The organism is Candidatus Manganitrophaceae bacterium, assembly GCA_012960925.1.
Classification (GTDB): domain Bacteria; phylum Nitrospirota; class Nitrospiria; order SBBL01; family JAADHI01; genus DUAG01.
Genome location: DUAG01000072.1, coordinates 29,698 through 55,107, shown reverse-complemented (window position 1 = coordinate 55,107; position 25,410 = coordinate 29,698). Strand labels below are relative to the sequence as shown.

The following is a 25,410-nucleotide window of genomic DNA, read 5'->3' as shown; positions in this document are numbered from 1 at the left end:
TGTAAATCTTGATCTCTTCATCGTAGATTCTCCTCCTAAATTACTATATTGGAAAATTCTACTTCTGAGCACCTTTATATTTAGGGAGGATTACCATCTCTTACAGGATATCGGAGGTCAATACCTTATACTCCCACAGAATAACAGGTTCAAATTAAAATGAGATGAGAATTAGATTAAAATAATCTTAAAATTTCTGAAGAGAGGTCTTGTCCGTCAGTGTAACGATTCAGGAAACCTCTGATGGGGTTTGGACTGAAGAAAAGACTTCTCAGGATTACTCGAAAGGACGAGTCGCAGCAACCACATTACATTCTCTCGCCTGAAGGCGAGGGGTTCAACCGTGCCCGTTCAAACAAATTCTTCGTTCATGGACACTTTATATACGTGAACGCTAGATATCAGGCACATAAAATTACTAAATTGCTTAGAATTCGGCAGCAACGCCTCTCTGAATCCATATATATTCCTCAATAGCCCTATCCCTATCCATAATATAGATCGAATCACCACTGCCTGGATAATAGGTGAAGAGATCTACAAATATACATAAAATCAGATAGTTAAGATACTTCGACTGGGTCATTTCTTTTAACATTCACCAGATATTAAGTCATGATATCAAATCCCTGTCATCGTTTTTTCCTGCATAGATTCTCACGGCATAACTATTGCTTTCAGCTTGTTTAAGATTAAAAGATTCCACAAACCCCATCAAGGCCTTATTGGGAGAACCGTTATGGACAAAGAGAAAAATAATGAGCCCCAATACCTGAAAAAAATATTCGTATTTCCCTTTGACGCGCTGCTTTGTTCTCCAGAGAAAGTTCGGGTAGAAAGGATATCTCTTTCGACGGTGTTGTTCATAATCTCTCTTCTATTCGTTATATTATTTCCTCCCAAGGCGGCTGGAGCGTCTCTGGAAGAGGCAGCTCAGTTCTCCCTGTCCGGGGACCATGCGACCGCAGAAGACATCTATGATAAATTGCTTCATGCTGATCCCAATTCTCTTGAAGCGCGTCTCAAGCGTGCTTATGTTCGCTCCTGGCAGGGGAATCAGGCCTTGGCTCAAGACGATTTCCTGACCATACTCAAAACAGAGCCCAAGAATCTAGATGCCCTCGTCGGCCTGGGCTATAGCCTGGCCTGGTCGAAAAAGCATGACAGAGCTGAATCGCGATTCCAAGAGGCCCTCCAAATTGACCCCTCCAGGATTGATGCCCTGAAGGGTTTTGCTTTTACCGCACTTTGGAGGGGGAATGCCGATGAAGCCGTTCGCCGTTTTCAAATGGCCTCTCGTCAGGCCCCCGATGATCCGGAGGCTTTCGTTGGCCTGGGTAACGCACTAGGTGCGGTCGGAGAACCTGCACAGGCAAAAGAGGCATTTCAAAATGCACTGGAGCTTGAGCCGGGTCGAAAGGATGCTCTAGAGGCGCTCAATGCTATCAAAGCACAAGAAGAACCTATGCAGGCCCTCAGTTGGGAGTTCAGTGTATGGGGAGGGAGTACGTCAAACGGCGGTGGGTCGGGACTTCGGACGCTTGAGATCGCTGCGTGGCCGACGCGAGACTTGCGCCTCTGGGTCCGTTACGACAATGCCCTGAGTCTGGACAATCCAGCATTGGTGCGAGAAGGAAAAAAAATCCCATCTCTTATTGTTGGAGGATTGGCCAATTGGGGGGGGATCTATACAACCCGTCTTGAGGTCGGCCAGCGCGACCTGCTTAATAATGTTGAACAGAATCTCTTCCAGGCAGAACAGGTAGTCTCTCTCCCTGGGGCCAGCTCTTTCAAAGTAGGGGGCTTTCTTGGACGACGCAATGACGGTCGGTCGGACGACTGGAATGTGTATACAGGGATTGGGTTTCCTCTCGTATCACACTTCCGCATTGATCCGACAATTTTTTACACAAAAACAGGAGGTGTGGATGAAACCGAGTGGCGATTCTTACTCCCTGTGGAATACCGCTCCTTAAAGGGATATGGCTTTGAAATCCACTTAGCCTCTGGGAGGACTGACAGCAGTATCAGAGGTGCTTCTGGAAGTCTGTGGTCGGCCACCACGATTATCTCTTTCCCGGTGAGAGTAGCCACCGAGGGACATCTACTCGTTCGACAAGAGTCAGGCCCTGCCCTGGGTCAGTTCACCACCGTTTCTGCAGGCCTAACCCATAAGTTTGATTGGAGATAAGAAATGCCATCCTTCACAGAGATACTGACGTCGCCAAAAAGAATGTTCCAGCTCCGTAGTTCTTCTACAAAAAGTGAAAGAAGACATTCCGACAGTATCCCCAGTGCTAATCTTTTTTTATTTACCTTCCTCAGTTGGCTGACGGCTCTGGCATGGTATCATCCTCGTCTGATACAATTATTTAATATGACGGAGGGTCCTTTTCAATGGGGTGCCATCGTTTTTTTCATCTTTTTTGTTGAACTTGCCTGGCTCTATGGTTTTTATAATATCGGCGTGATCATTTTTGCGGCCATTTATAAGTGCCGCAGCCGTCGCGAACGGAGCGTCGAACAAGTCCTCCCTTCCCAGCAACCGCCTGTAGCAATTCTCTATGCAACCTACAACGATTTTATAGCGAATAGCGCACTCTCCTGTGTTCAACAAGACTACCCGGACTACACCGTTTACCTCCTGGATGACAGCACGGATCAAGTCTACCGGAAACAGGTGGATGACTTTGCCGCTTTATATCCTGATCGTGTCCGTGTGGTCAGGCGGTCGAACCGACAGGGTTTCAAGGCGGGGAACCTCAACCATGCCCTCGCGGGTGTTGCCTCCCAAGAGACAGTCTTTGCGTTGGCTGATGCCGATGAAATCCTACCTGCAGATTTTCTGAAAAAAATGGTCCCCCTGTTATTAAGTAATCCATCGTGTGGTTTTGTCCAAGCCAATCACCGGTGTAATCGACAGGGCGCCTCCCTTCTGGCAAGGGAAATGGGGGATGGAATTGACATCCATTGGCGTTGGTATCAACCGCTTCGCAACAGGTATGGGTTTGTGATGTTACTCGGTCATGGCGCCGTCTTGCGGAGACAGTGCTGGGAAGAGGTCGGGGGATTTCCTCACCTGGTCAGCGAAGATCTCGCTTATGCGGTCCGCCTCCGGGAGAAGGGCTGGAAAGGCACGTTCGCAGAAGATGTGATGTGTCTTGAGGATTTTCCAGATTCGGTACGGTCATTTCGTATTCGTTTCATGAAGTGGACCCGTGGGACCTGTGAACTCTTGACTCATGAGGCCGGGAGAATTCTTCGTTCCAGGAAGATCTCCGTGGCAGAAAAAGCAGATATCCTATTCCCGACACTGAACCTCCCTCTCTCCATGTTTTACTTTCTTTTCATTATTGATGCTAATGTGGTCCTCCCGATACTCTTCGGAACGCCAAGACCCCTAACCCTCAGCTTCGGTGGAACCGAATTCATTTTGCCGATGCGCGGCTTGGGTCCCGGGTTTGAAGTGGTTTTTAGCGCAGACTTTTTCCTGATTACAGTCCTCACCATGCTCGCGCCGGTCCTCTGTTTCGTTATTGAATTCTGGAAGAGGCCGTTTCATCTTTTCAAATTTCTTTGCCGCAGTACCTCCATTTATGCCGCGCTGGGCCCAATAGCTGCTCTTGGGGTCTTTTCTTATTTTATAACAAAAAAGGCAACCTTCTTCGTCACCGGCGACCAGACCAGCTACGCCCTTCAGGATAAAGGAGAAAAAGACATTCATTTCATTAAGAAATTCTGGAAAAATATCAAAAAATTATTTATGGAGAGTCATCCGAACCATGGTGCGGTTCAGGCGTTTGAGCTTTTTTGCGGTGTGGCTTTCGGTTCGATGGCGATTTTATTGGCAAATCTCTCATTATTGGGGCTGGCGATCGCATTTACCCTTCAGCCGCTGATGCACCGAATTTCCTGGGAGCATCCGGTGTCGCAGGGCCTGGTCTTCCTTCCTTTTTTGTTCATTATGGCGGGTGTTGCCACCGGCCTGCTTGGCCTTTTCGGTCTTCAACCGTTATTTTTTGGTTTTGGTTTTCACTTCTAGGGGTTCAAAAGCGTCAAAAAAAAAGAGGGGGGACGGGACGTTATGTATGCTGAGAGATTATTCCGTTATCTTGTATCCGACATCGCGAACGGTTTGAATCAGTTTTTTTGAAGACCCCTGATCGATCTTCTTTCGTAAATAACGTATATAAACATCAACCACATTCGTGAGTGTGTCGTAATGATACCCCCAGACCTGCTCAAGGATAAATGTCCTGCTTAAGACTTTTCCGGGATGCCGCATCAGGCATTGCAGAAGCGAGAACTCCCGGTTCGTCAAACTGATCATCTGATCTCCGCGCTTGACTTCGTGCCTGTCCGGATTCATGACGAGATCATCCACTTTGATTTCTTCGCTGGCCTCCTGGTAAGGGCTGCGCCTTAAAAGAGACTTGATACGGGCCAGGAGCTCTTCAAATGCAAAGGGTTTTGTCATGTAGTCATCCGCTCCGACCTCAAGCCCATGCACTTTATCCTGGAGCGTATCCTTCGCCGTCAACATCAGGATGGGGGTATTCACCTTTTCTTTTCGCAAGCGCTTACAAACCTCCACCCCACCGATGTCGGGAAGAATCAGGTCAAGAATAATCACCTGATAGGCCAGTCCGCATGCCATATCAATGGCCTCTTCCCCGCTATGGGCAACCTCAACCCGATAATGCTCCGCTTCAAGACCCCGCTTTATAAAATGGGTAATTCTCTCATCATCTTCAACAAGGAGGAGTTGCATCTGAAACCTTTCCTGTCTTTAACAGCTGCAGACACACCATCACCGACGTTCCCTTGTTCACGGTGCTATCGACAACAATCCCTCCGTTGTGGGCCTCCACTATCCATTTTGCAATGGACAGTCCCAGTCCGGTCCCTGTTCGGCTCATCGCCTTCGTCCTGTTCGCTCTATAAAAACGATCAAAAACATGGGGGAGATCCTGCCCCGGAATTCCAACACCTTTATCCAGAATTTCGACCTTGACATGGTCTCCCTGTCTCCGAGCCAAAATCCGTATCTCCCCACCCTTGTTTGAATATTTAACGGCGTTATCCAGGATAATTAAGAACAGTTGGACCAACCTCGCATGATCCCCCTGAACAACAAAGTCTTCATCCTTTATTTCCGAACAATTCAGGGGCACGCCTTTCTCATCCGCCAGAGCCATGCCTTCACGGGAGACCTTACTCAGGACCTGACCCAGAGAAACCGGCTTCTTTTCTGTAGCCACCGTTCCAGATTCGGAACGTGCCAGGAACAAGAGATCGCCCACCAATTTATTCATCTGCTCAGACATCTCAACAATGTACTTAAGGACCTCTTTATACACTTCTACGTGTTTGTCTTTTCCCCTGAGGGAAACCTCTGCTTCACCGCGGATAATGGCCAGAGGGGTACGCAGTTCATGACTGATATCTGCAAAAAAATCGTTCTTTAACGCACTCAGTTCTCTTAATTTGTCATTTGATTCCTGGAGATCCTTCTGAGATTCGTCCAATCGGTGAAGTGATTTAAATTCCTGGAATCGTAAATTGGAAACAAAGTTAGCACTGGTTAGACCAATCGTAACCGTACTCAGAAGGTACGCACTATTGTTAACCAATATCCCCGGTTGCACGATATCACCTTGAAGAATAGTCGGGATGAGATACAGCCCGTAGATCGTAATACAGACACCGACCGACATCCGAAAATCCCAAACATACAGAAAAGTCATTGCCAGGATCACCAAATTAAGTCCTGCATAATACGGAGATTCATAACCCCCGGTAAAGCGGATCATCAAGGAAAGCATCCCGGAGACCACAAGGGGAACACCCACCCCAATAAAATTGATCTTCTTTTTCCCGAGTGAGGTCGTTGTGAGCCCGAGAAAGATGATCATCAAAAAAGCACAAATCAATCGATATCTCAGGAATTGAAAAAACAACTCGGGGATGATGAAATAATCGATGATACTGAAGAGTGGAACAAGGACAAGCCCCAGAATACATGCCAAACGAATGCGCGTAACACTAATATTGACTAGATACTCTTTGTAGGCGGCAAGAATTTCTTCATTTTTCCTTGGTTCCAGCAAAATAAACTATGTCTCCGAAAATATATTTTTTATTCCTTCAACCACTTCGACATTTAACTCCGGAAAAAGAGGCCTTTCCTTTTTCCTTGAAAATACTATACAAATTCCTTGGGGGTGATGCCCCCCCCGAGAGGATGATACATCTGTATACTAGAAAATAACATTTTTTGAAAGCGAAGCATTCAGTCCAATATCGGTTAAGAGATATTAGATACCGCGTGCAGTTCATTAAAAAATAAGGACAGAGGCCCTAAGAACAACCGAGGTGATCTCACCCTGCTCAGAAGGGCATGATTTGCACTCCCTAAATATGTGTTATGGGCTTTTAAACCCGGGAAAGATCTTCTTCTTTAATTGGAAGGCCAAACTGCGTAAAAGAAGCATGCGTAAAACCATATTTTTTACCGATGGACTTCAGATATTCGATGTGGGACATATCTATTTCGCCAACAAAATCCCCTTCGATCCCCTCCAGCGTCATCATTACCGTTTCCGTCAGACAGGCGAAGGTTCTATCTTCTCCGGTTTTCATGTCAAACCTGATATTTATACCGGGAATTTTTGTAAGGGGACCGTCAATTTTAATCAAATCCGGTCTTTCCTTAACGAGTGACTTGCTTACATTTTCCGGTTGAGATACATCATATATGATTGCACCGTCCTTCAAATGACTTTGATGCAGTAAGGCCCTCGGATGGCTTGTTGCTGTGATAACAATGTCGGCCCGTCTCAAGTCTTTCATATTCGTCGTTATCATGCCTTTAATGCCTTTATTAATCTGGAAACGACGCAACTTCACCTCATTCCTACCCATCATGATGATATCGTATTTTTCCGCCAAAATGCTGGAGATGGCACGACCAACCAATCCATAGGCACCGACAATAGCGATCACAGGATTCTTCAAACCGGAACAAGAGACAATCTTTTGAATACCTTCAATCGAAATCGCAATAGAATAGGAATCTCCATGAGTAATGCAAGAAGTAATATTATCCTGCCTCACCAACCATTTTCCGCCCTCTGTTGCAGAGGCGCACAAAGCACCCAAGCCGATAACATCCGCATTGATATGATCCTGAGCATAATAAACTGCATCAAGAATACGAGATCGAACTCTTTTCAGCGCACTTGGGGTCTCCGAGGAAAACTGATAACCTTTCAAAAGAACAGCAACCAGATAAAGATCAACTTTATCGTAGACATCGACCTTTTCACAAACGGTTAGCCCAAAGCGACCAGAAAGGCTTGTAAGTACCTCATCCGTTATCCATTTGGGGGGAAACCTTGCCCACGGATATCTTTCAATGAGATCATGATGATCGCGCGGGTGGATTATAAAAACCGCTCGTTTCTTTCGCATCTTCCTGTACTTCTCCCTAAGCCTGATCTGTTGACCCCAGTTATCTCTAAAATACAATTTTTTCCAGGAGGATTAGCACTTATATTTACTGTAATCTATCGTCAATACTCGGCTCTCTTCACTCTCCTCGACGCCCTTACGGATGAAGTCCCTGTATAAACAACCTCGTACAAACAAAAACCGAGAACACCCGAACCATATAAAAGCAATTCACATGCCAGAACTTACCATAAAAAGAAGAAAGAATCATGAAAGGTTCATAACACATTAATTTTTATATGAATAATATTAAAATGACCACTCAGACAATATAACCGAAGCAAGTGATAGGAACAAACAGATCGAGCAGTCTTCATACATAATTATATTAGAACATACTATTTTAGTTGAAAATTATGACAGTTTATCGGCAGGTGTTGCGGAATTCTAATCACTTGGACAGACCAAAATTTGGCAACATGTGGGGAAATCGTGGAGTGACTTCGAGAGAAAATGTGTGAATGACAGATCAGGAGGGTGACGGACCGACATAACATTCTGATTATTTAGACCCCATCCATCTGACGGCGTGAAAGAACATACGCAGCTGATAATTTAGAGGCAATTTACCTGAGATAAGAACTAAAAAATATAGTAAAAACAGTATGTTTTGATGGATAAGAGTCTCTTTTTTTATTTCTTCGGAAGAGGCAGTTCTCCTACTGTCCACCCTCTATGAAGAAGCAAAATAGTGATGAATCACAACAATGTGTGGTACAATGCCGTTGTATTTCCCATAATAAATCAAGAAAAATGGCATTCTAATTGCATTCTAGTAGGTTTATTTGGATACACGATGCGTGAGGGTTCTTTGAGCAAACAGACCATTAAGATGAAAACACTCGGGGCAATCTTTCTTATCAGCCTTTTATCCTTCAGCTGCGGAGAGGTGGGAACGACTGGGGCAGGCGGCTCCCCAGGTGACGGCAGCCCGACCCTGGGGATTACGTCTGTTCGGAAGCCGGGAACGCAGACAGGGGAACCAAACTTTGCACTGAATCTCATGAATAAGGGATTGGGGTTCTTGTTTGGAACCCCTGTCATCGCCCAAACGGCCCAAACGACTTGCTCTCCGGCCGCCAGCGCGATAACGATTCCGATGAACGATGGAAAGATCTACATTACAAAAGCATACGCCATCCTTGACGAAGTCGAGTTCGGTTTACCGGTCGAGTTCGGTTTACCGAAGGTCCAACACCTTCAGAGAGGGCCGTTTGCCCTGGATATAACAAACACTGACCCGCTCGTTCCAGAAAAGGTCTCACTGACTACTATACCTCCTCATGATTATTCATTCGCCTCATTTAAAATCGGACGTCTTGATATCGATTCTCCCCCGATAAACCTGGGAGACAACCAAACCACATCTACATTTATGGATAAGCTTTTCCGTCCAATTTCTGCTCCCGCTGAGAGACGCCCAAGTATCTGGATCGAAGGATCCATGCTAGCAGACACACCAGAATCTCTCTGCAGACCCTTCATCTTTTTTACAGATAAAGACCAAGAACAGGCTCCTCCAATAGATTTTGTAGGCCGCATTAACCCAAGCCAATTAGATGTTATTCTCTTTTTGGATGTCGAGCAGGCCTTCATTGATGCTCTGCCAACGACAACGACAACGACGCCGGTTCAGGACTTCATCGATGAGATTGGGTTAATGCCATTCGAGGGTATTTTTCTGGACGGCCGAACCCGTAATCCAGAAAAGATTGGTACGCCAAATGCCGTCAAACTGGCCGATGAGCTCTTCAACGTGCTGAATGTCTTTACCCAACCAGCGGGTTCATTCACGGGAACGTTGGAAGCCGACGCGGTTCAAGAATCTCCCCTATAACCAGAGCAGACACACCGGTCTGCTCATACCTCAGCGACTCCCTCCCCCCACACAATTTTTCATCCCAACGCGTTAATCATGTTATGATGAATCGTCCGCGCTAGTCGACCGATGGCCTCATGTTTTTGACTTTCTTAGAAGGAAACCCCATGTGAATTATCCACAAAACACGCTCCCAAAAAAATCCTGCTGGAAGTGTTGCAGCACATGTAAAAAGGAGATTCCCTTCGGGAGCGTTTACCACCTGTGCTCGGTCAGTACCTGCCGCAGGAAGACGACGGGGCTGATCTTCTGTCGCATCTCCTGCTGGGATGCCCATCTTGGATTTGCCAACCACCGAAGCTCCTACGCCGAAGAAGCCACGGCCCCTTCGTATCAATCCTACGTAAAAGACCAGGAAGACCGAAATAAGCGTGAAGGGCAGGAGAAAGATACACCTGCTTTGGAGAAAACCTCCAGAAGAATACTGTGTCCCATTCCTAACACCCGTACGGTGCCCCGCCATGCGTCCGACATTGAAACCGATACCCTGGTCGTTGTCTCCAAGATTAAAAACCTCATCCGGGAGCAGTCGGACTTCAAAACCAGCCAATGCGCCATTGATGCCCTCACAAAGAAAGTCATTGATGAATGTCTCAAGGCGATTGAGCATGCCAGGGTCTCTGAGCGCAAAACGGTGATGGGCCGGGATGTCGTTTAACCCAGGATCCAATCCCGGATCTTGGGTCGTGTAGTTTTTCTTGCGTCGGACCCGCCGATTACGATAAAATCACCTTTTTTAGTGGGCAGATGGATGAATCAGATTCGGGAGTTTCATGCCCCTATCTACTACGATGAGAAAACCTTTGAGCAGGCCCGTCTGCTCTGCGAGGCCACCCATGAGAAATTTGGAGTCTCAGTCGGCCATATGCACCGGAAACCGGTGGGCCCGCATCCCTGCTGGAGTTGTCAACTGACGCTCAGTCGCGAAGACTTCGGAGAAGTGATCCTCTGGCTTGCACTCAACCGAAACGGCCTGGTCGTCTTTATCCACCCGGATACCGGAAACGACGTGAAAGACCATTCGGAACATGCCCTCTGGATGGGAGAGATCAAGGAGATCAACCTTTCCTTTTTAAAGGAACACAGTGGAAAATGAGATGAATCAGGTACAATGTCAGTTTTATGTCGGCCAGCTCATACATCATCGCTTGTTTGGTTATCGCGGGGTGGTGGTCGATGTTGACCCGGAGTTTCAGGGGACGGAAGAGTGGTATGATCATGTTGCACGCTCCCGTCCTCCAAAAAATATGCCTTGGTATCATGTCCTGGTTCATGGCGGCGAGCATATGACCTATGTCTCAGAACGTAATTTAGAACCGGACCCGTCAAACGACCTAATCATCCACCCAATGATTAATCGCTTCTTTACCCGGTTCGAAGATGGAAAATATATTCGCATGATGAGTTAAGGAAGTTGGTAAAAACATGAAAATATCAGGAAGCATGCTCGATCTGATCGGAAACACCCCCCTGGTCCGCTTAAAAGGCCCCTCTGAAAAAACAGGATGTGAAATTCTTGGAAAGGCCGAATTTCTGAATCCGGGGGGGTCGATCAAAGACCGCACGGCATTGGGCATTATTCGCGATGCTGAAAAACGGGGCGCTTTAAAGAAAGGGGGCACCATCGTCGAGGGAACCGCCGGCAATACCGGCATCGGCTTGTCCTTGATTGCTAAAATCCTGGGATATCGAACATTGATTGTCATCCCGGAAACACAAAGCCCGGAAAAAATAGACATGTTACGGCTCTGCGGGGCAGAATTGAAGCTTGTCCCCGAGGCCCCTTATACGGACCCTCAGAACTACATCCATATCGCGGAGCGCATTGCAGAGAAACTGAATCAGGAAAACTCCGGATCGGCCATCTGGGCAAAACAGTTTGACAATATAGCCAATCGGGATTTCCACGCCCTGACCACGGGAGTCGAAATCTGGGAACAAACAGAAGGAAAGGTGGATGCCTTTATCTGCGCGGTCGGCACCGGAGGAACACTCGCCGGTGTTGGAAAGGCGCTGAAAGATCGAAAACCGGAGGTCATTATCGCGCTTGCGGACCCCTGTGGGGCCGCGCTTTATCACTACTACAAATTTGGCGAGTTAAAGGCTGAGGGGGATTCCATTGCCGAGGGAATCGGCCAGGGACGGGTGACGGCCAACCTGGTGGATGCAAAGATTGACGACGCCTTTCAAATACCAGATGCGGAGGCGCTCCCCTACATCTTCGACTTGCTAAGGGATGAAGGCATGTGTTGCGGCAGCTCTTCGGCGATTAATATCGCCGGCGCGGTGCGCCTGGCCCGGCAGATGGGTCCCGGCCATACGATTGTGACCATTCTGGCCGATTACGGAACCCGCTACCAGAGCAAGCTCTACAATCCGGTCTTCCTGCGGGAACAAGGCTTGCCCATACCGGATTGGCTCGCGTGAGCCTCTGATACACGACTATTTTATTGAAACGATTTCTATTCCTAAAGTAAGGAGTACTTTGTGGACAAAAGAATAATCCTGAAGAAAATTGTTACTGTATTTTCCTTGATCTCTTTCCTTGTACTTCCCGCATGCGCGGTCCTGCCGGAAACACCCCAGGAAAAGGGGGAACGGCACTTTAAAGAATCTAAAGTGCCTCCAGCTCCCATCCCCAATGCGAAGATCAAGGTCGAATTGTTTCTGAAAAAAGAACGAAAGAAAGATGCCAAGTTTATTAAGGAACTTCTGGCAGATCAATCCATTAAACGCGTTATGATTCAATTCTTTCGTGCCGGTAACCCGCCAAAGAACATCGTGATCGGAAGTGGCGTCTCTGCAGATGTTGCACGGATGATGATTGAGTTGGCAATTCATTACAACAACGGCATCACCCACCTCCTGCCGGAATTCCGATTTTTCCCCCACTATGTGGCATTCGGAAACTCTGCTTTCGCCATTGATGCACAGATACCGATTACAGCCGAAGATCTGAATCGCCTGAGAGATGAGTCTCTCTCCACAGAGCAATTTCATGAACTCTTTCGTACTTTAACCGGGGAAGCCGACGGAGATATCGGTTACGTTGATTAGTGGATTTGAAGTTCTACGGAAGGCGGAACAAGGTGATGGGGCTGAAGGGCCGTATCTAACCTGTAAGTGGTTTGAAGATCATGGATCGGGATCTTCACTTCTTTGGCGTCAAATTCAAAGGTGGTTACAACTTGTCCGCCGGGACGAATGGTAATTCTACGTGCCTCAATATCCATTCGAGGATGCCATGCGATGACAAAATAGGTCCCTGGCGGGATGTCTGTTATTTCAAAATATCCCTCATTGTCCGTCTTGGAAAAGTATGGATTTCCGACAGCAATGCCCCAGGACTGCATGTAATCGTGGACGCCGCACTGCGTCCTGAAAATATAATGTCCCTTTCGAAGACGCACCTCCTTTAGCACATCTGTTCCTTCAGGTGCAGGTTTGTTGAACATCGCATAGGTATATTCTCCCCGCATGGTATAAGCCTGAATGTCATGTGTCACCGGGTCATTGCTCGTGATGGATATCGGGTGATGATTCCGTACCGGGGTCACAAAGGGAGAAATCCGGCAATTCTCTATCTCAATTTTCGGTGTGAAGCCAAAGGGTTTTCCCGCCTGGACCCCGACCACGGCCACAACAACATCCTGAAACCCGCCGTCCGCGGAGGCACGAAACTCTCTCAAAAGACGATTCCCCTTCCCGTCAGAGATGCTACTGCAAAATTCAATATTCGGAGAGAAAATCAGGTGGTAGATCTTTGCCGGAGGCGGCGTCCCCTTCAAAAAAACACGTCCCCTCAAGGTTCCGCCTAGTGTGACATCAGCCACCTCATAGGCCTCACCCATTGATTGTCCCGCGAAAACTGATAATGCAATTAAAACAACAAATAGAACCCTTCTTGCCAAGAAAAACCTCCCTGCATCCGTATGATAAAAATAACAATCGTCCCGTGATCAAGCGAGCGGCGCATAAGTCATGGCTTGCATCAGTCTATAATAAAGCGCTCATCTCCCTCGTGTAATCGATGATCTTCCGGTGTCGCCGTCTCCATCCGAAAATGTTTCTGGGTCTCATAAAGCGGCCGCCTTACCTTTGCCGCATCAAATTCAAAATTAAGCGTCGTTTGCTGGCGGGGCCGGACGCTGATCACCTGGTCAACAACCTTATAATGCGGATGCCAAATGCTGACGGTGTAGGTTCCCGGGAGCAATCCGTCTATTATATATCTGCCGTCTTTTGCACTTTTAGCATAATAGGGATTGTCGACAATAAAACCCCAACTCTGCATAAACTCATGCATGCCGCAAATCATCTGCGAGATGCGCATCCCTTTTAAAAAATGAAGTCCCCCACCTCTGGGTTCGTTTGAGACCGGGAGCGGGCGATTCAGAATAACGTTCCCTCTCTCATTCTGATAGACCTGGATATTATGGATAATGGGATCTTTGTTGACCATCGATATCGGCTGATGGTTTTCCAGGATGGCAACATTGGGGTGGTCATGGTGCATCTGCCCATGTTCATCCATGAAAAACTGTTCACTTGCCGCAACATCAACGGGATGGAACATACAGTCTACTGCAACAAATTCACTTTGAATCGCCGGAAAGGGCTTGCCCTTATCAACCTTCTGAACGGCGATCACGGCCTCCCACAGCCCTCCTCTTTCACCAACAATGAACTCCTGAAGGACGATATTGCCACGACCATCAGAGATCTTCTTACAAAAGGAACCAAAAGGATAAAGAACGAGAGAAAAGATGCGCGGTTCAGGGATCGCCCCTTTTAAAGTAATCCGGCCGATAATCGATCCCGCGTCACGGACATCCACCTCTTCATAAGCATATGAAGGCTCAGCAACAGCAAGGGAAAGACTGAGGATGATGAACACGCTGTACAAAGAAGACTTCTTCACTGGTCGCCACCCACTGACTTTACGTCAATAACTACAGATGACTTAAGGATATAAGCAAAAAGGGAGAAGAGTCAAGTCCCCTCTCGCCTCCCTTTTTATAAAACATTAATAGAAACCCATCCACCCACTTAAACGTCAATCTAGTCTATGATAATACGCTCCTCACCCTCATGCAAACGATGATCTTCAGGTGTTGCGACACTGATCCGAAATTGCTTCTGTTTTTCGTATTCCGGCCTTCTGATCAGATTGCCATTGAAGGCGAAATCAAAGGTGCTGGTCTTATTCGCTTCGATGGTGATCTCCCGATGATAAACCTTGAATTGCGGATGCCAGATATTCACCGTGTAGGTTCCTGGCAAAAGACCATCGATTTTGTAAGTTCCATCTTTGGCTGTTTTCGCGTAATAAGGATTGTCCACCACATAGCCCCAACTCTGCATAAACTCATGCATGCCGCAAATCATCTGTGAGATATGCTTTCCCTTTTTGTAATGAAGAACGCCCCCGCGCACCTTGTAAGGTATCACCGGCTCGCCCGGCTTTGCTATCTTCGCGGGCGGCAGCGGCGTGTTCAGGATAATATTTCCTTTTTCATTCTGAAAAACCTGAATATTATGGATAACCGGGTCCAGGTTGATCATATTCATTCTTTCGTGGTTGTGGATGATGGCCACGTTCGGATGCTCATGCCGCATGAACCCGGCCTCTTCATCAAAGACAAACATCTCATTGTTGGCAACATCGGCAGGGTGAAACATGCAATCCACCGCGACAAATTCAGCTTGCGTCGGCCGATAGGCCTTCCCCTTTGTGACCTTCTTTATGGAGACCACGGCTTCCCATAGCCCCTTATTTTTATCGACGATGAATTCCTTCAGCTTAACATTCCCTTTCCCATCCGAGATCTTTTTACAAAAAGGACCAAAGGGATACAGGACAAGGGAAAAGATACGGACCGAGGGCTTTCTCCCCTCCAAGGTAATGCGGCCCGAAAAAGAACCTCCATTGCTCACATCTACGGTCTCATAAGCAAAAGACAAAGGACTCGAGATCAAACCCACGAGTCCCATAAAAACTAGTAGTAAGCCTAACAACCTAAGCTTTTTCATATTTATTCTCCTTAAGAGAAACGTGAAAATAAAAAAACGGGACATGAGCAAGTATACACCTACTCTTGCCCCGTTTTCAGTAGTACAGCTACAATATCAGAATAATATTACTTCTCCAGCATGGAGAGCGGTCCCGGTGCATCCGAATCACGACCGGAGATCACTTCTGGTGCCGCTTCGATCGGAGCCTCAGCCGTACGGCCTCCGACACCACCACCCGATCGATTCAGCGGAAGGATCGCCCGATTCCCTGAAGGGAGAACCCGGAGATAGCCCCACTGTCCGGCCGCGGTGTAGGGCAGACGATGATTCTGCCAGACATAGTTTCCGACCAGACCGAAAGGACCTCCCGCTCCCTGCTTGATGTAAACATCCAGTGTTTCACCGGCACCGAACTGGAGGCTGCTCAACATATCCGCGCCAACCATATTCGGCTTGAAGGGCCACTCATGACCTTCGATGCTGAACACCTGATTCTGCTCATTGAATGCTCCGAAGACATGAATCCGAACCGGATCACCCTGATGGGCAAGAATGGTCGGGGTTGCCAGATCCTTCTCACCGGCAACACAGGCGGTGTACATGGTTGCCAGCTCACAGCCGTTCTCCTCACGGTACATCCATGGCTCACTCCGGTAATTCACGCCGGTCAAACCTGCAATTTGCTGGATGTAGGGCATGAACGATGTCCCGATGATATTGTCCTCATCCTGGAAGAAGAGAGACACATCACGGAAATCGGATCGTTCTGCATTTTCCGGAAGGCTCCGATCAAGAATGACATCAACCGCCCAGGCATTCTTCAAGGAGACATCTTCACCGGTCACCGGATCACGGTACTTCGATCCCTTTGGACCGACAATGATGGCACCAAAGAGCCCGTCACGAACATTGTTCAGGAAGTCCCCAAAATCCCAAACCAGGGCCGCGAACTCACCATGATGCGGATGGGCATAGAAGGTATAGGTTCTCTTCTTACCCGGAGCAACAGTCTGATTGGTTGGATTGTTCCCCACATTCACACCGTGAGAATCCTTCGGATCAAAAGACATCATCGCCGCACTGAACGAAGCGTGTCCTGATTTCATTTTGTTCTTCAGCGTCACCTTGACACAGTCGCCAGAGTTGACATGAAGCGTCAGCGGATGCGGATGATTTCCCGTGGCAGCCCTCGCCATTTCCCCCTCAAGCATGAAGATCTTGCCTTTCGGGTTCGAGACGATGAGCTTACGGTCGAAATCAACTTCAATCACATCCGGCGCCTTGGAGTTAAACTTCAAGGCATGATCCGCCGCGATGACGGTGAATTTCTTCATCGGCGCGTCCGAAGGACAGAGTGACTTTGCCGATCTGGGAATAATCCCTGTACCATTTCCTGTTCCTGGAAGCTTCTGGAGACCCCTGATTTCTTTATCAAGCACACGAACGATTCCCCAAGATCCTTCTGAGAAATGGGAGGCGCGTGCATTGTAATGGAGGTAATCTCCTGCCATCATCTGCGGACCGCCTGCCTTAAAGACCAGGTCATAACGTTCCGCGATACCGACATGATGGGCATTTCTGAAATCAGAATGCTCCGCATAACGTTCTGTCCGGAAGGCATGCCCGGAAACGCTCCAGACATGGCTTTCATTCATCAGGCTGTGCAGAAGACGAACCGTAATGGTATCACCCAGGTAAGCCTGGACCAAGATCGTACTCGGATCTTGATGCGCCTTCGACGAAAAGACGAGTGTCGGGTCCGGGTTGGCTCTTAAGCGACGGGCCACGGATTCCGAGCGGAAGTTAAATCCGCCTCCCGTAGTATGGGTTCCGCCGTTCAACATCTTCACGGCCACATGATCCAGATCATAAGGCATCTGGAAAGATAGGGTCTGACCCGCATCAATTGCGACCTGTACGGACTGACCGGGCGGGTTTCCTTCCGTCACGACCTGTGCGTTCGTCGGCACAGTATCATGTGGCATGACCACCAACTCCCGGAAGCTTCCGTTGATGCCATAGCCGATCGGCTCAGTTGAACGAATATCGGCCACCGTACCGCTTCGGATCTCTTTTCCAGTCATGGGATCATGATAGGTTGAACCGGCCGGCTCAACAATCATTGCACCGACACCGCCGTGCGCCCAGGTGGTCGCGCCAAAGGCATGATCATGCCAGAAAACAGCACCGGTGTCCGCATCCACCCAATAACGATAGCGGACCCATTCTACCGAGGCAATCTCGCCTTTGGTATGGTCATGTTTCAAGGGTTCCGAGAAGATCATGGTATCTCCCTGGATGTCCTTGATCCATCGGATCTCTCCGGTCTCGACCTGGTCCATTCCGATCATAATGTCGGTTCCGACGTGAAATCGGCTTGCCTCTTTCGGCATCTTAAATTTAATGCGATCCGCACCTGCCTTGACGTCCGCCATTAAATGGGAATTCATCGGCACCGGAAGACCCTTCGGTTTTTCTTTTGTAAATTGCGTGAACGGCCGAACGGACTGGTCATACGAAAAACCGCTAATGACCCCATCCGAGGCCTGATTATCGAATTGGATAAAGTGAATATGGATATTGATTTTCGACATCTGGAAGTTCGTGACGTCGTTGTCCAGCCACTCACTCTTTAAAATGACATCGACGCAATCATAGACACTGGAACGGTAAACCAGGGGGATCGTCTTATCACTCCCCGCATCGGCCCGAATCTCAGCCTCTTCTTCATGGAGGACGTAGATCAACCCTTCCTTATCGATGACCGGTTTGATATCGCCCAGCTTCTTTGTGAGCTGAATCGGCGTCTCGATAAAGTGAATGGTATACTGTTTTCGCCCCGCATTTTCCGGACAGAGACTCCATCGACCCTGCTCTCCCGGAGCCGCCGGAGAGGTTGTTTCCTCACCTGGCGCACCAATGCTGCCCGGGTCGGTGGAGAGTGATCCATGATTTTTATCCATGTGGATGGGCTCAAGCCACGGCGCCCCACCATGATGGCGCGCAAACGGCGGCCTCTTCCCAAAGTGCGGTTTAAAGTGCGGCCAGGACAGCTTTCCGGTCTTTGCATCAAAAAGAATTGGCGGACGCTTACCCGGCATCGGAGATCTATACTTCGGCGAGTCAAACTTACTGGTCGCCTCTTTTTCGCCAAAAGCCCTGCTCCCCTTCCAGATCCAGTCCCATACCGTCGCGTCATACGCCATAATCTGACCCTTCTCATCCGAGGTATGTCCCGGCTCGCCCGCAGGCGGCAACATCATCTTGACCCAGTCCTTGATGGAGACATCCGGAATCGGCTTCGACCAGTCGCTGGTCTTCTTCGTAATATTCCATTTCTTGTCAAACCAATCCATGGTGTTTCCGACCAGCTTGTCGGAAGTCACACCCGGCTTGATGCGTCCTTTTCTGTCCGGAAGTTCCGCCAGAGGCGGCATCACATCCGTACTCATGAAGGGATAATCTCCACCCTGGAGGGTATTGTAAACTCTCCAGTAGCCCCACATTCCTGCAACATAGTGATGGGCCACATGACAATGGAAGAGGAAATCCCCGGCCAACTGCTGGCAAAGACCTGACCCACACTCTGTCTGAAGGTCAAGAACCTCCGACGGGCCAATCACCTGCACATCAACCCGATCCGATGTTGTCCGAATGACTGGAAACTTCACCGGGCCGTTCTCCGCCGCAGTCAAGAGCATTTCGCCCTTTCCATCGGCCTTCGGCTGACGCAGCCAACGGATCGTTCCACCATGTGGATGATGGGAATGAAAGACCTCGCCGCCCCCGTGGACCAAGCGATATTTTGCCGGATCTCCCATGTAGGATCTTGGGATCGTCGTAGGAGGGTCGCCGAAGGTATAGGCACTGTAACCCTGAGACTCATCTTCAAAGTGGAAATACTTCTCCTGCACAGCAAGGTTGTTCACCCCAAATGGCTCGCTTCGGAAATTCAAGGCTCGCGCCGAAGGACGATAGGCATCCGTATTCGGATCACGCTGGGGGATCATCTCGCCAAAACGGTTCAAGGGACGGAAGGACTCATCTCCGATCTCGTGATAAACCAGGACAAACTCCCTGAAATCCCGTGAAGTGGGATGCAATGTCTTGTCGCTTACAATCATCATCTGCCAGCCGCTCTTCCCGTCTTTTCCTGTAAGCGGATCAATGTAGGTAGAGCCCATGGGCTCCACGATGAATGTACCAATCATGCCCAGACTGGCCTGCTCACGCCCGACATGGCTATGAAAGGCATGTGCCCCTTCCTGCTCATCCGGCAGAATATACCATTCAAATACCTGGCTCCCACCTTCTTCGGTAATCGTCGCATCGGGGTTTGAGATGGTTGCTGCCTTACCGGTCGAGCTGATGATTGTACTTGATCCGTGGATATGAAGACTCACCTCTTCTTCTTCCAGCTTATTCGTGATTTTAATCAGGACGCAATCTCCCTGGTTCGCACGAATCACAATCGGCTGGATAACGTCACCCTGGAGGCCATTAGAGATGGAACCCGGATCAAAACCTTCTTTCTCACGGGCGGCAGTATTCATCGCTTCTTCTTTGCGAGCCGCCTCGATACTCTCTGTCAAAATATACATGTAGCCGGGATAAAAATCCTGCCACTGGTTGAGTGTCACCTCGATATTGATGGCGGAGATGTCAAACTTCTTTATCGGTGCGGTCTTGGGGCAATGCCCTCCCCCTCCAACCGTCTCTGATGCACCGCTCGGGCCGAGGAAGAAGCTCCGGTCCATCTGCTGCATGGCGCCGAGGTTATTAAATCCCCCCGAATCTCCACCGCGCTCTGAGAGCTTCTTGGTCCCCTGCATAATATCGTCCATGAGGGTCTGCATGGCCGCTTTGACCCGGCCCTCCTGACCCTCACGGCCCTCTGCCTTGTCTTCCCTCATAATCTGTGCTTTCAGCTTCGCCTTCCAGTCTTGCGCGTCGGCGGAAGCCATCATCTGATTTTCAGGGCCCTCTGAATGCTTATGTCCCGCCTCACCGGCGATGGCCCATCCCTGAGCCGAAAAAATCAGCACGAACGTGAAGAGTACTCTTAATGAATTTCTTCTCATGACATTCATTTCATTCTCCTTCTTTATCAACGTTGTCAGATCGTATGGTTGCGTTATCGCTCTACAGTAGTTTTATCGTTGAGATTATCTTTAGATTTAAGGATGATGCCCATTTACTTGTCTTTCTTCCTACTTTGATGTCCCCCGAGAACAGGATGCCCAGCCATTTTTTCAACATAGTCCTGCTTCATTTTCGCAAGATTTCCGAATCTAGCATGAGGGAAAACATGTGTCAAGGACTTTTTACATGTCTATATTGTTTTACAATCCTTTTAGAATTGTTTTACTATTCTTTTAGATTAAATTGTTGATCTACATCAATTTTATTGATGTCCAGAGGAATTAATCCGCAATCAATCAAGTAATTTCGGGAGGGGGGAAGAGAGGGCATAAAGCCGAACGGTTCTGTCCCCTCCGCCGGAGGCCAGCATTTTTCCGTCCGGGGAGAACGCCACAGCGGCAACATACAGGGCGTGCCCTTTTTCAAGGCGGCTCTTTTCTTTACCGGTTTCAAGGTCCCAAAGACGGACGGTCTCATCCGCGCCACCCGACACCAGGGTTTTTCCATCCGGGGAAAAGGCGAGAGACAGCACCAGATTTTTGTGCCCGGTCAAAACAGCCATCACCTTTCCGGTCGCCACATTCCATAAGCGGATGGTCTGATCCGTACTTCCGGAGGCCAGGATCCTGCCATCCGGGGAAAAGGCCACCGCGTTGACGGCTTTTTCGTGCCCAAGCAAAACCTTCTGCTCTCTCCCGGTCCGGACAAACCATAGCCGGACTTTTTTATCCGAACTCCCTGAGGCCAAGAGCAAACCGTCCGGAGAAAAAGCCACCGCGCGAACCCGCTTTGGATGCCCCAGGACCGCCTTCCGCTTCCCCGTCTCCAGATCCCATAGGTCCGCCGTCCTGTTATAGTTCCCCGAGGCCACGGTCTTTCCATCCGGAGAGACGGCCACCGCGCGCACCAGGTTCGGGTGCTTCATCAGGAAGATCACCCGCCCCGTCGCCAGATCCCAGATCCGTACGGTCTTATCATAGCTTCCGGTAATCAGGCGCTTGCTATCCGGGGAAAAGGCCACTGCCCTGATGATGTCGCTGTGCCCTTTCAGGGACGCCTTTTCCTGGAGAAGGGACCCGCCCTCAACAGCAGTGACAGCAAGAAAGACCCAGAACAAGGCTCCGAAAAGGACAGAGACTCCAGATAATCTTCTTTTTTTTAGTGTGGTCACTCTATCTCCCGGATGTGTTTTGCGCCCGAATGCGCGGGAGGACGAAAAGAGAGGGATGGTAAATACCTAGTGTCGTGTCAACCGCAAAGCGACACCTACATGAAGCCGATAAGCGGCCATCCGCGTTGTTGCGTTCGCTTGAATTATCTACGGATAGTCCTACACTCGCGCGTCTAGCATATGGCCACTTCTCATCGTCCTGAAACCGCCTCTTCACGGTTGACACGACACTAGTGGGTGATGCCTACCTTTATTGTAACACTGCTGTGGGTCACTCTGGGCAGATCGACCGTCATGATATAGGAATTGGCAAGGATTTTAGTCGTTTTGCCGGGGCCGACGTATTTATTCGCCACATTACGGGCGAGAGGCACATTGTTGTCGTCCAGGAGAGAGTAGTAGACATACACCCGCTTTCGGACCTCCGAATTATTACGGATGGTTGCATTCCAAAGAAACTTCGTCTTGCCGCCATTCAACCACACTTCGTCCGAACGCCATTCATGATTTAAAACCTCAACCTTGGAGGCGTCACGGTCCACCGCATCGGTCGCCAGAGGGAAGACCATGACCCCCGCCCCGACTATGACCAGGAAATAAAGGCGCAGCAGCCGACGCAAGCGGCACGGGGTCTCTCTCAAACAAAACCTCACTTCTCAGGCTCCACATCTATCTTCTTTGTCCCCAAGCCAAAAGGCAGTTTTCTTTCCTTTAGGGTGGCGAGTTCCCGGTAGGTATTCTGAAATTGTTTGGTTGAAAGTGCCGGATCACTCAAACGCAGCAGATCTTTCGGGCTCACTCGAATCCAAGACAACTCGGCCAGGTCGGTTGAACCGACCTTCACCCAATGGTGCGGTAACAATTCCTGCATAATCACGTGGTCTAAGCCCCCGTTGAGTTCGATTGCTTTTCGAATTCCCAGCCGCCCCTCCTCCGCCGAGACGCAGCTTCCGATTCCGATATTCATGGGAGGATTTAAAAAGGGAAAAAGTTTGACACGAACCTTGAGCGCGCTGTTCTCAGAGATCACAGATGCCTTAAGCTCCTTCTTCTTTTTCCGCCATTTTTTCTTGGCCACGACCAACTCAAGGGTTGTCGCCTTGTCTCTGTTCTCCGGGGTATTACAATCATAGGGCTCTACTGTTGTGAAGGAGTGCGCTTCGACAGAAAAAAGTACAATAGAAAAGAGAATAATCAAGACCAGGCAGACCCGATCACGACCGTAATTTTGTCTCAAGCCTTTCATTCGCGTAAACAACCTCCCTATTGTGATGTAACAACTTTGCCTGATTTATCGTAACCACTCATGATAGATCATTCTGAGTATGCCCGCAACAAATCAGCACACACCTCATTTCCGCTTCGCGGAGGACTTTTTCGATTCCAGCAAGGCCAGGCGCTCCAGATACTGACGCGCGCTTGTGTTCCCGGGATCAATCTCAATGGTTCGCTCAAAACTCTCAATGGCTCTAAGCTTAAGCAGGTCGCGGTCCCTTTCATCGTTCAACTGCGACGCAAGCATGACCTGGGCTTCACCCAGGGCCAGAAATATTCGCGGTGAGTCCATCATCACCAGCGAAAGGGTCGTATATTCACGAACGGCCTCCAGGTAAAATTCCCCTCTGTAGTAGAGGCGTGCAAGGTGTTCGCGCGCCCCGGACTCATTCGGGTCTGCCTCCAGCAATATCTGCCATTGCTCAAAGGCCTTGTCATAATCCTTGCTTCTCTCATAGATCAGGCCAAGGTTATATTGTGCCTCGGTGAAAGACGCATCATCCGCCAGGGCCTCTTCGTAGACCTTCCTCGCCTTCTCAAACTCTTTCAGCTTGAAATAGCTGGTCCCCAAACCGACCTTGATGACAGGGACCCCAGGGGCCAGCCTATCCGCCTGAAGATAGGCCTCCAGAGCTTCCTGAGTCTTTTCCATACGACTGTACACATGTCCGAGGGAGATAAAAGGATGCTCGTCTTTCGGGGCAAGACGGGCTGATTCCTTAAAGGCTCTTGCGGAATCATCCAGGCGCAAACTGGAAAGGTAGTACCGGCCCAACCAATAGTGGAGGGTCGAATTACCGGGATGATCCAGGATAAGATTTTTGTAAAACGCAATCCCCTGGGGGACCCGTCGCGTCGCCTGGTAGGTCATGTAGAGACCCCGGTGGTATCGATGTTGGCGTGGGCCTAATTTAACCGCTCGGACAAAGCTGATAATCGCATCGTCAAACTGCCTTTGTTTACTTAAAAAAAGCCCTTCTTCAAAGAGCGCGTCCGCCCTATCGTGGGCAGGAGAGGCCAGGAGCATCCCAGGCAGGAGAACAATAAGGACAATCCCTAGAAAAAAAGAGCGCAGGTTTAACATGATGCTTCTTTCACCTCTATCTTTTAATATGAAAAAAATCTATCCCGAGGAAACGTTGATATCGTAGCACCGTAAGGCCTAAAAAACAATAGCCTGGATGCCCAAAGAACCGGGAAAAGACCTGGGATAAGACGCTCTTCGTGGGTCGTCGCCCCGTCTCACCAAAGCAGAACAGACCCGAAGCGGGTCTCGGGATCGGGAACATTGAGGGGGCCCTGATTAAGTCTGGGTTGCGTTTTTCAGGAGATAAAATGTTTCGCTTCAAGGCGCAAAATGCAGAGAACAACCTGCTATTTTCAAAATTTGTAACGCAGAAGCGGGACCTTTTAGCCCTGAAAAAAATTCATGACTTATTCAGAGCTCCCTTAAGGGGGGGGTCTACTTGCCTCTGGTTTTATCGAGGTGTTTTACCTTGGCGTCAATAAAATCCTTATGGGAAAATTTCAGGCCGAAAGCAATCGCCCGGACCTCTTCGACTTCGGTATGAGCCAGGTCATCGTCCGCACCGGCCATGTCGAAAAGGCAGTCCAGGAGTTGTCGGCGCTGTTCGACATTGCTCTTCTCGTAAAATTCCCTAGTGAGGCGAAAGCGGTCCAGGCCTTTGGAGGCGGTCTCCCGCACAACCGACAGGATCAGTTCAACCGCCTCCTGATCGAAACCGGCGACCTCTTTCAGTTGCCGTTTCAGTACGGTCAATTCCACTTCCGAGGTGCCATTATCTATCGATGCGATGTGAGAAAGAAGTCCGGCAAAAAGAGAGGCATAGGCCAGCTTCTCCGGATCGGCTTCCAGGCTCAGTTTTTCCCGTTCAAGTTTCCGGCGCACCTTGAAGAGAATCCGGTTATTGAGAAAATCGTGCAGTTCTTCCTTCCGCTGAGACGTCTCACCCGGCTTGAAGACCGTTTCCCGGAAAAGCCCTCCAATCCGGCTCATGAGCGAGGATGCCGGCCCGCTTTCCTTGAAAATAGCGGTACACTGTTTAAGAAAGGCCTGCTCCTCCGGGCGTGTCTCTCCATCTGCCGCCATGATCCCTTCAAGGGCCGCGATGACTTCTTTGCGCTCCTGGGATCCACCCAGATGAAGAACAAAATCCTTCACCAGGGCCTCCGCTTCATCAGGCGGAATCGGGTCTTCCATATACATCTCGACCTTGGCCCACTCTTCCCCCGTTAAATCGAATTTAAAGATAAAATCCTTCAGAAAATTCAATTCCTCATTGCTGATCTCTCCATCGGCCCAGGCCAGGGCAATGAGCACCCGAACCAGAGAAAATTGCTTTTCTTTTGAAACCTTTCCAACTGACACGTCTGCTCCTTTTCATTTTTTTCGTAT

General features: G+C 49.1%; 20 protein-coding genes. 8 read left to right on the top strand and 12 right to left on the bottom strand.

Annotation, left to right across the window (positions count from 1 at the left end; genetic code table 11):
- Positions 1–739: 739 nt before the first annotated feature.
- A complete protein-coding gene (locus EYQ01_10370) occupies positions 740–2,191 on the top strand; it encodes a tetratricopeptide repeat protein (protein ID HIE66189.1) in 1,452 nt (483 codons plus the stop codon).
- Between the two features lie 3 nt (positions 2,192–2,194).
- A complete protein-coding gene (locus tag EYQ01_10365; GenBank protein HIE66188.1) occupies positions 2,195–4,042 on the top strand; it encodes a glycosyltransferase in 1,848 nt (615 codons plus the stop codon).
- Positions 4,043–4,099: 57 nt separating this feature from the next.
- Here EYQ01_10365 and EYQ01_10360 read toward each other — a convergent pair whose 3' ends face one another.
- From EYQ01_10360 to EYQ01_10350, 3 genes are all read right to left on the bottom strand, one after another.
- Positions 4,100–4,771, bottom strand: a complete 672-nt coding sequence (locus EYQ01_10360; GenBank protein ID HIE66187.1) for a response regulator transcription factor — start codon at positions 4,769–4,771, stop codon at positions 4,100–4,102.
- Complete coding sequence (locus EYQ01_10355) at positions 4,752–6,110, bottom strand: hypothetical protein (protein ID HIE66186.1); 1,359 nt, start codon at positions 6,108–6,110, stop codon at positions 4,752–4,754. The genes EYQ01_10360 and EYQ01_10355 overlap by 20 nt, the downstream gene beginning before the upstream one ends.
- Before the next feature lie 325 nt (positions 6,111–6,435).
- Positions 6,436–7,473 (bottom strand): hypothetical protein, encoded by a 1,038-nt coding sequence (locus EYQ01_10350; GenBank protein ID HIE66185.1) that lies wholly within the window; start codon positions 7,471–7,473, stop codon positions 6,436–6,438.
- A gap of 835 nt (positions 7,474–8,308) precedes the next feature.
- Here EYQ01_10350 and EYQ01_10345 point away from each other — a divergent pair.
- The 6 genes from EYQ01_10345 to EYQ01_10320 all read left to right on the top strand — a co-directional run bounded on the left by EYQ01_10345 (position 8,309) and on the right by EYQ01_10320 (position 12,448).
- Positions 8,309–9,349: a hypothetical protein gene (locus EYQ01_10345; protein ID HIE66184.1), complete on the top strand. Its 1,041-nt coding sequence runs from the start codon at positions 8,309–8,311 to the stop codon at positions 9,347–9,349.
- A 151-nt stretch (positions 9,350–9,500) separates the two neighbouring features.
- Complete coding sequence (locus EYQ01_10340) at positions 9,501–10,049, top strand: hypothetical protein (GenBank protein ID HIE66183.1); 549 nt, start codon at positions 9,501–9,503, stop codon at positions 10,047–10,049.
- A gap of 93 nt (positions 10,050–10,142) precedes the next feature.
- Complete coding sequence (locus EYQ01_10335; protein ID HIE66182.1) at positions 10,143–10,487, top strand: 4,5-dioxygenase; 345 nt, start codon at positions 10,143–10,145, stop codon at positions 10,485–10,487.
- 1 nt (position 10,488) lies between these two features.
- On the top strand, positions 10,489–10,800 hold the full coding sequence (hspQ, locus tag EYQ01_10330) for a heat shock protein HspQ (GenBank protein HIE66181.1): 312 nt from the start codon (positions 10,489–10,491) through the stop codon (positions 10,798–10,800).
- A 16-nt stretch (positions 10,801–10,816) separates the two neighbouring features.
- Positions 10,817–11,818, top strand: coding sequence for a cysteine synthase A (locus EYQ01_10325; GenBank protein HIE66180.1), 1,002 nt, complete (start codon positions 10,817–10,819; stop codon positions 11,816–11,818).
- 60 nt (positions 11,819–11,878) lie between these two features.
- Positions 11,879–12,448: a hypothetical protein gene (locus tag EYQ01_10320; protein HIE66179.1), complete on the top strand. Its 570-nt coding sequence runs from the start codon at positions 11,879–11,881 to the stop codon at positions 12,446–12,448.
- Here EYQ01_10320 and EYQ01_10315 read toward each other — a convergent pair.
- From EYQ01_10315 to EYQ01_10275, 9 genes are all read right to left on the bottom strand, one after another.
- The gene (locus EYQ01_10315) at positions 12,445–13,302 is read right to left on the bottom strand and encodes a carboxypeptidase regulatory-like domain-containing protein (protein HIE66178.1); all 858 of its coding nucleotides are present in this window, start codon (positions 13,300–13,302) and stop codon (positions 12,445–12,447) included. The two genes, EYQ01_10320 and EYQ01_10315, sit on opposite strands and share 4 nt — an antisense overlap.
- 80 nt (positions 13,303–13,382) lie before the next feature.
- Positions 13,383–14,312, bottom strand: a complete 930-nt coding sequence (locus tag EYQ01_10310; GenBank protein ID HIE66177.1) for a carboxypeptidase regulatory-like domain-containing protein — start codon at positions 14,310–14,312, stop codon at positions 13,383–13,385.
- Positions 14,313–14,452: 140 nt separating this feature from the next.
- Positions 14,453–15,469 carry a carboxypeptidase regulatory-like domain-containing protein gene (locus tag EYQ01_10305; GenBank protein HIE66176.1) on the bottom strand — a complete coding sequence of 339 codons (1,017 nt, stop codon included), beginning with the start codon at positions 15,467–15,469 and terminating at the stop codon, positions 14,453–14,455.
- A 62-nt stretch (positions 15,470–15,531) separates the two neighbouring features.
- The gene (locus EYQ01_10300; protein HIE66175.1) at positions 15,532–20,496 is read right to left on the bottom strand and encodes a hypothetical protein; all 4,965 of its coding nucleotides are present in this window, start codon (positions 20,494–20,496) and stop codon (positions 15,532–15,534) included.
- Positions 20,497–20,840: 344 nt separating this feature from the next.
- Positions 20,841–21,719 (bottom strand): WD40 repeat domain-containing protein, encoded by an 879-nt coding sequence (locus EYQ01_10295; GenBank protein HIE66174.1) that lies wholly within the window; start codon positions 21,717–21,719, stop codon positions 20,841–20,843.
- A 230-nt stretch (positions 21,720–21,949) separates the two neighbouring features.
- Positions 21,950–22,360: a hypothetical protein gene (locus EYQ01_10290; GenBank protein ID HIE66173.1), complete on the bottom strand. Its 411-nt coding sequence runs from the start codon at positions 22,358–22,360 to the stop codon at positions 21,950–21,952.
- A gap of 8 nt (positions 22,361–22,368) precedes the next feature.
- Positions 22,369–22,965: a hypothetical protein gene (locus EYQ01_10285; GenBank protein HIE66172.1), complete on the bottom strand. Its 597-nt coding sequence runs from the start codon at positions 22,963–22,965 to the stop codon at positions 22,369–22,371.
- A 105-nt stretch (positions 22,966–23,070) separates the two neighbouring features.
- On the bottom strand, positions 23,071–24,078 hold the full coding sequence (locus tag EYQ01_10280; GenBank protein HIE66171.1) for a tetratricopeptide repeat protein: 1,008 nt from the start codon (positions 24,076–24,078) through the stop codon (positions 23,071–23,073).
- 378 nt (positions 24,079–24,456) lie between these two features.
- The gene (locus EYQ01_10275) at positions 24,457–25,383 is read right to left on the bottom strand and encodes a hypothetical protein (protein ID HIE66170.1); all 927 of its coding nucleotides are present in this window, start codon (positions 25,381–25,383) and stop codon (positions 24,457–24,459) included.
- Positions 25,384–25,410: the final 27 nt, after the last annotated feature.

Bases quoted from the DNA above. Each gene is read 5' to 3' on its own strand.
- EYQ01_10370 (HIE66189.1), top strand. From the start codon at position 740: ATGGACAAAGAGAAAAATAATGAGCCCCAATACCTGAAAAAAATATTC.
- EYQ01_10365 (HIE66188.1), top strand. From the start codon at position 2,195: ATGCCATCCTTCACAGAGATACTGACGTCGCCAAAAAGAATGTTCCAG.
- EYQ01_10360 (HIE66187.1), bottom strand. From the start codon at position 4,771: ATGCAACTCCTCCTTGTTGAAGATGATGAGAGAATTACCCATTTTATA.
- EYQ01_10350 (HIE66185.1), bottom strand. From the start codon at position 7,473: ATGCGAAAGAAACGAGCGGTTTTTATAATCCACCCGCGCGATCATCAT.
- EYQ01_10345 (HIE66184.1), top strand. From the start codon at position 8,309: ATGCGTGAGGGTTCTTTGAGCAAACAGACCATTAAGATGAAAACACTC.
- EYQ01_10335 (HIE66182.1), top strand. From the start codon at position 10,143: ATGAATCAGATTCGGGAGTTTCATGCCCCTATCTACTACGATGAGAAA.
- hspQ (HIE66181.1), top strand. From the start codon at position 10,489: ATGAATCAGGTACAATGTCAGTTTTATGTCGGCCAGCTCATACATCAT.
- EYQ01_10325 (HIE66180.1), top strand. From the start codon at position 10,817: ATGAAAATATCAGGAAGCATGCTCGATCTGATCGGAAACACCCCCCTG.
- EYQ01_10305 (HIE66176.1), bottom strand. From the start codon at position 15,469: ATGTCCCGTTTTTTTATTTTCACGTTTCTCTTAAGGAGAATAAATATG.
- EYQ01_10300 (HIE66175.1), bottom strand. From the start codon at position 20,496: ATGAATGTCATGAGAAGAAATTCATTAAGAGTACTCTTCACGTTCGTG.
- EYQ01_10285 (HIE66172.1), bottom strand. From the start codon at position 22,965: ATGAAAGGCTTGAGACAAAATTACGGTCGTGATCGGGTCTGCCTGGTC.
- EYQ01_10280 (HIE66171.1), bottom strand. From the start codon at position 24,078: ATGTTAAACCTGCGCTCTTTTTTTCTAGGGATTGTCCTTATTGTTCTC.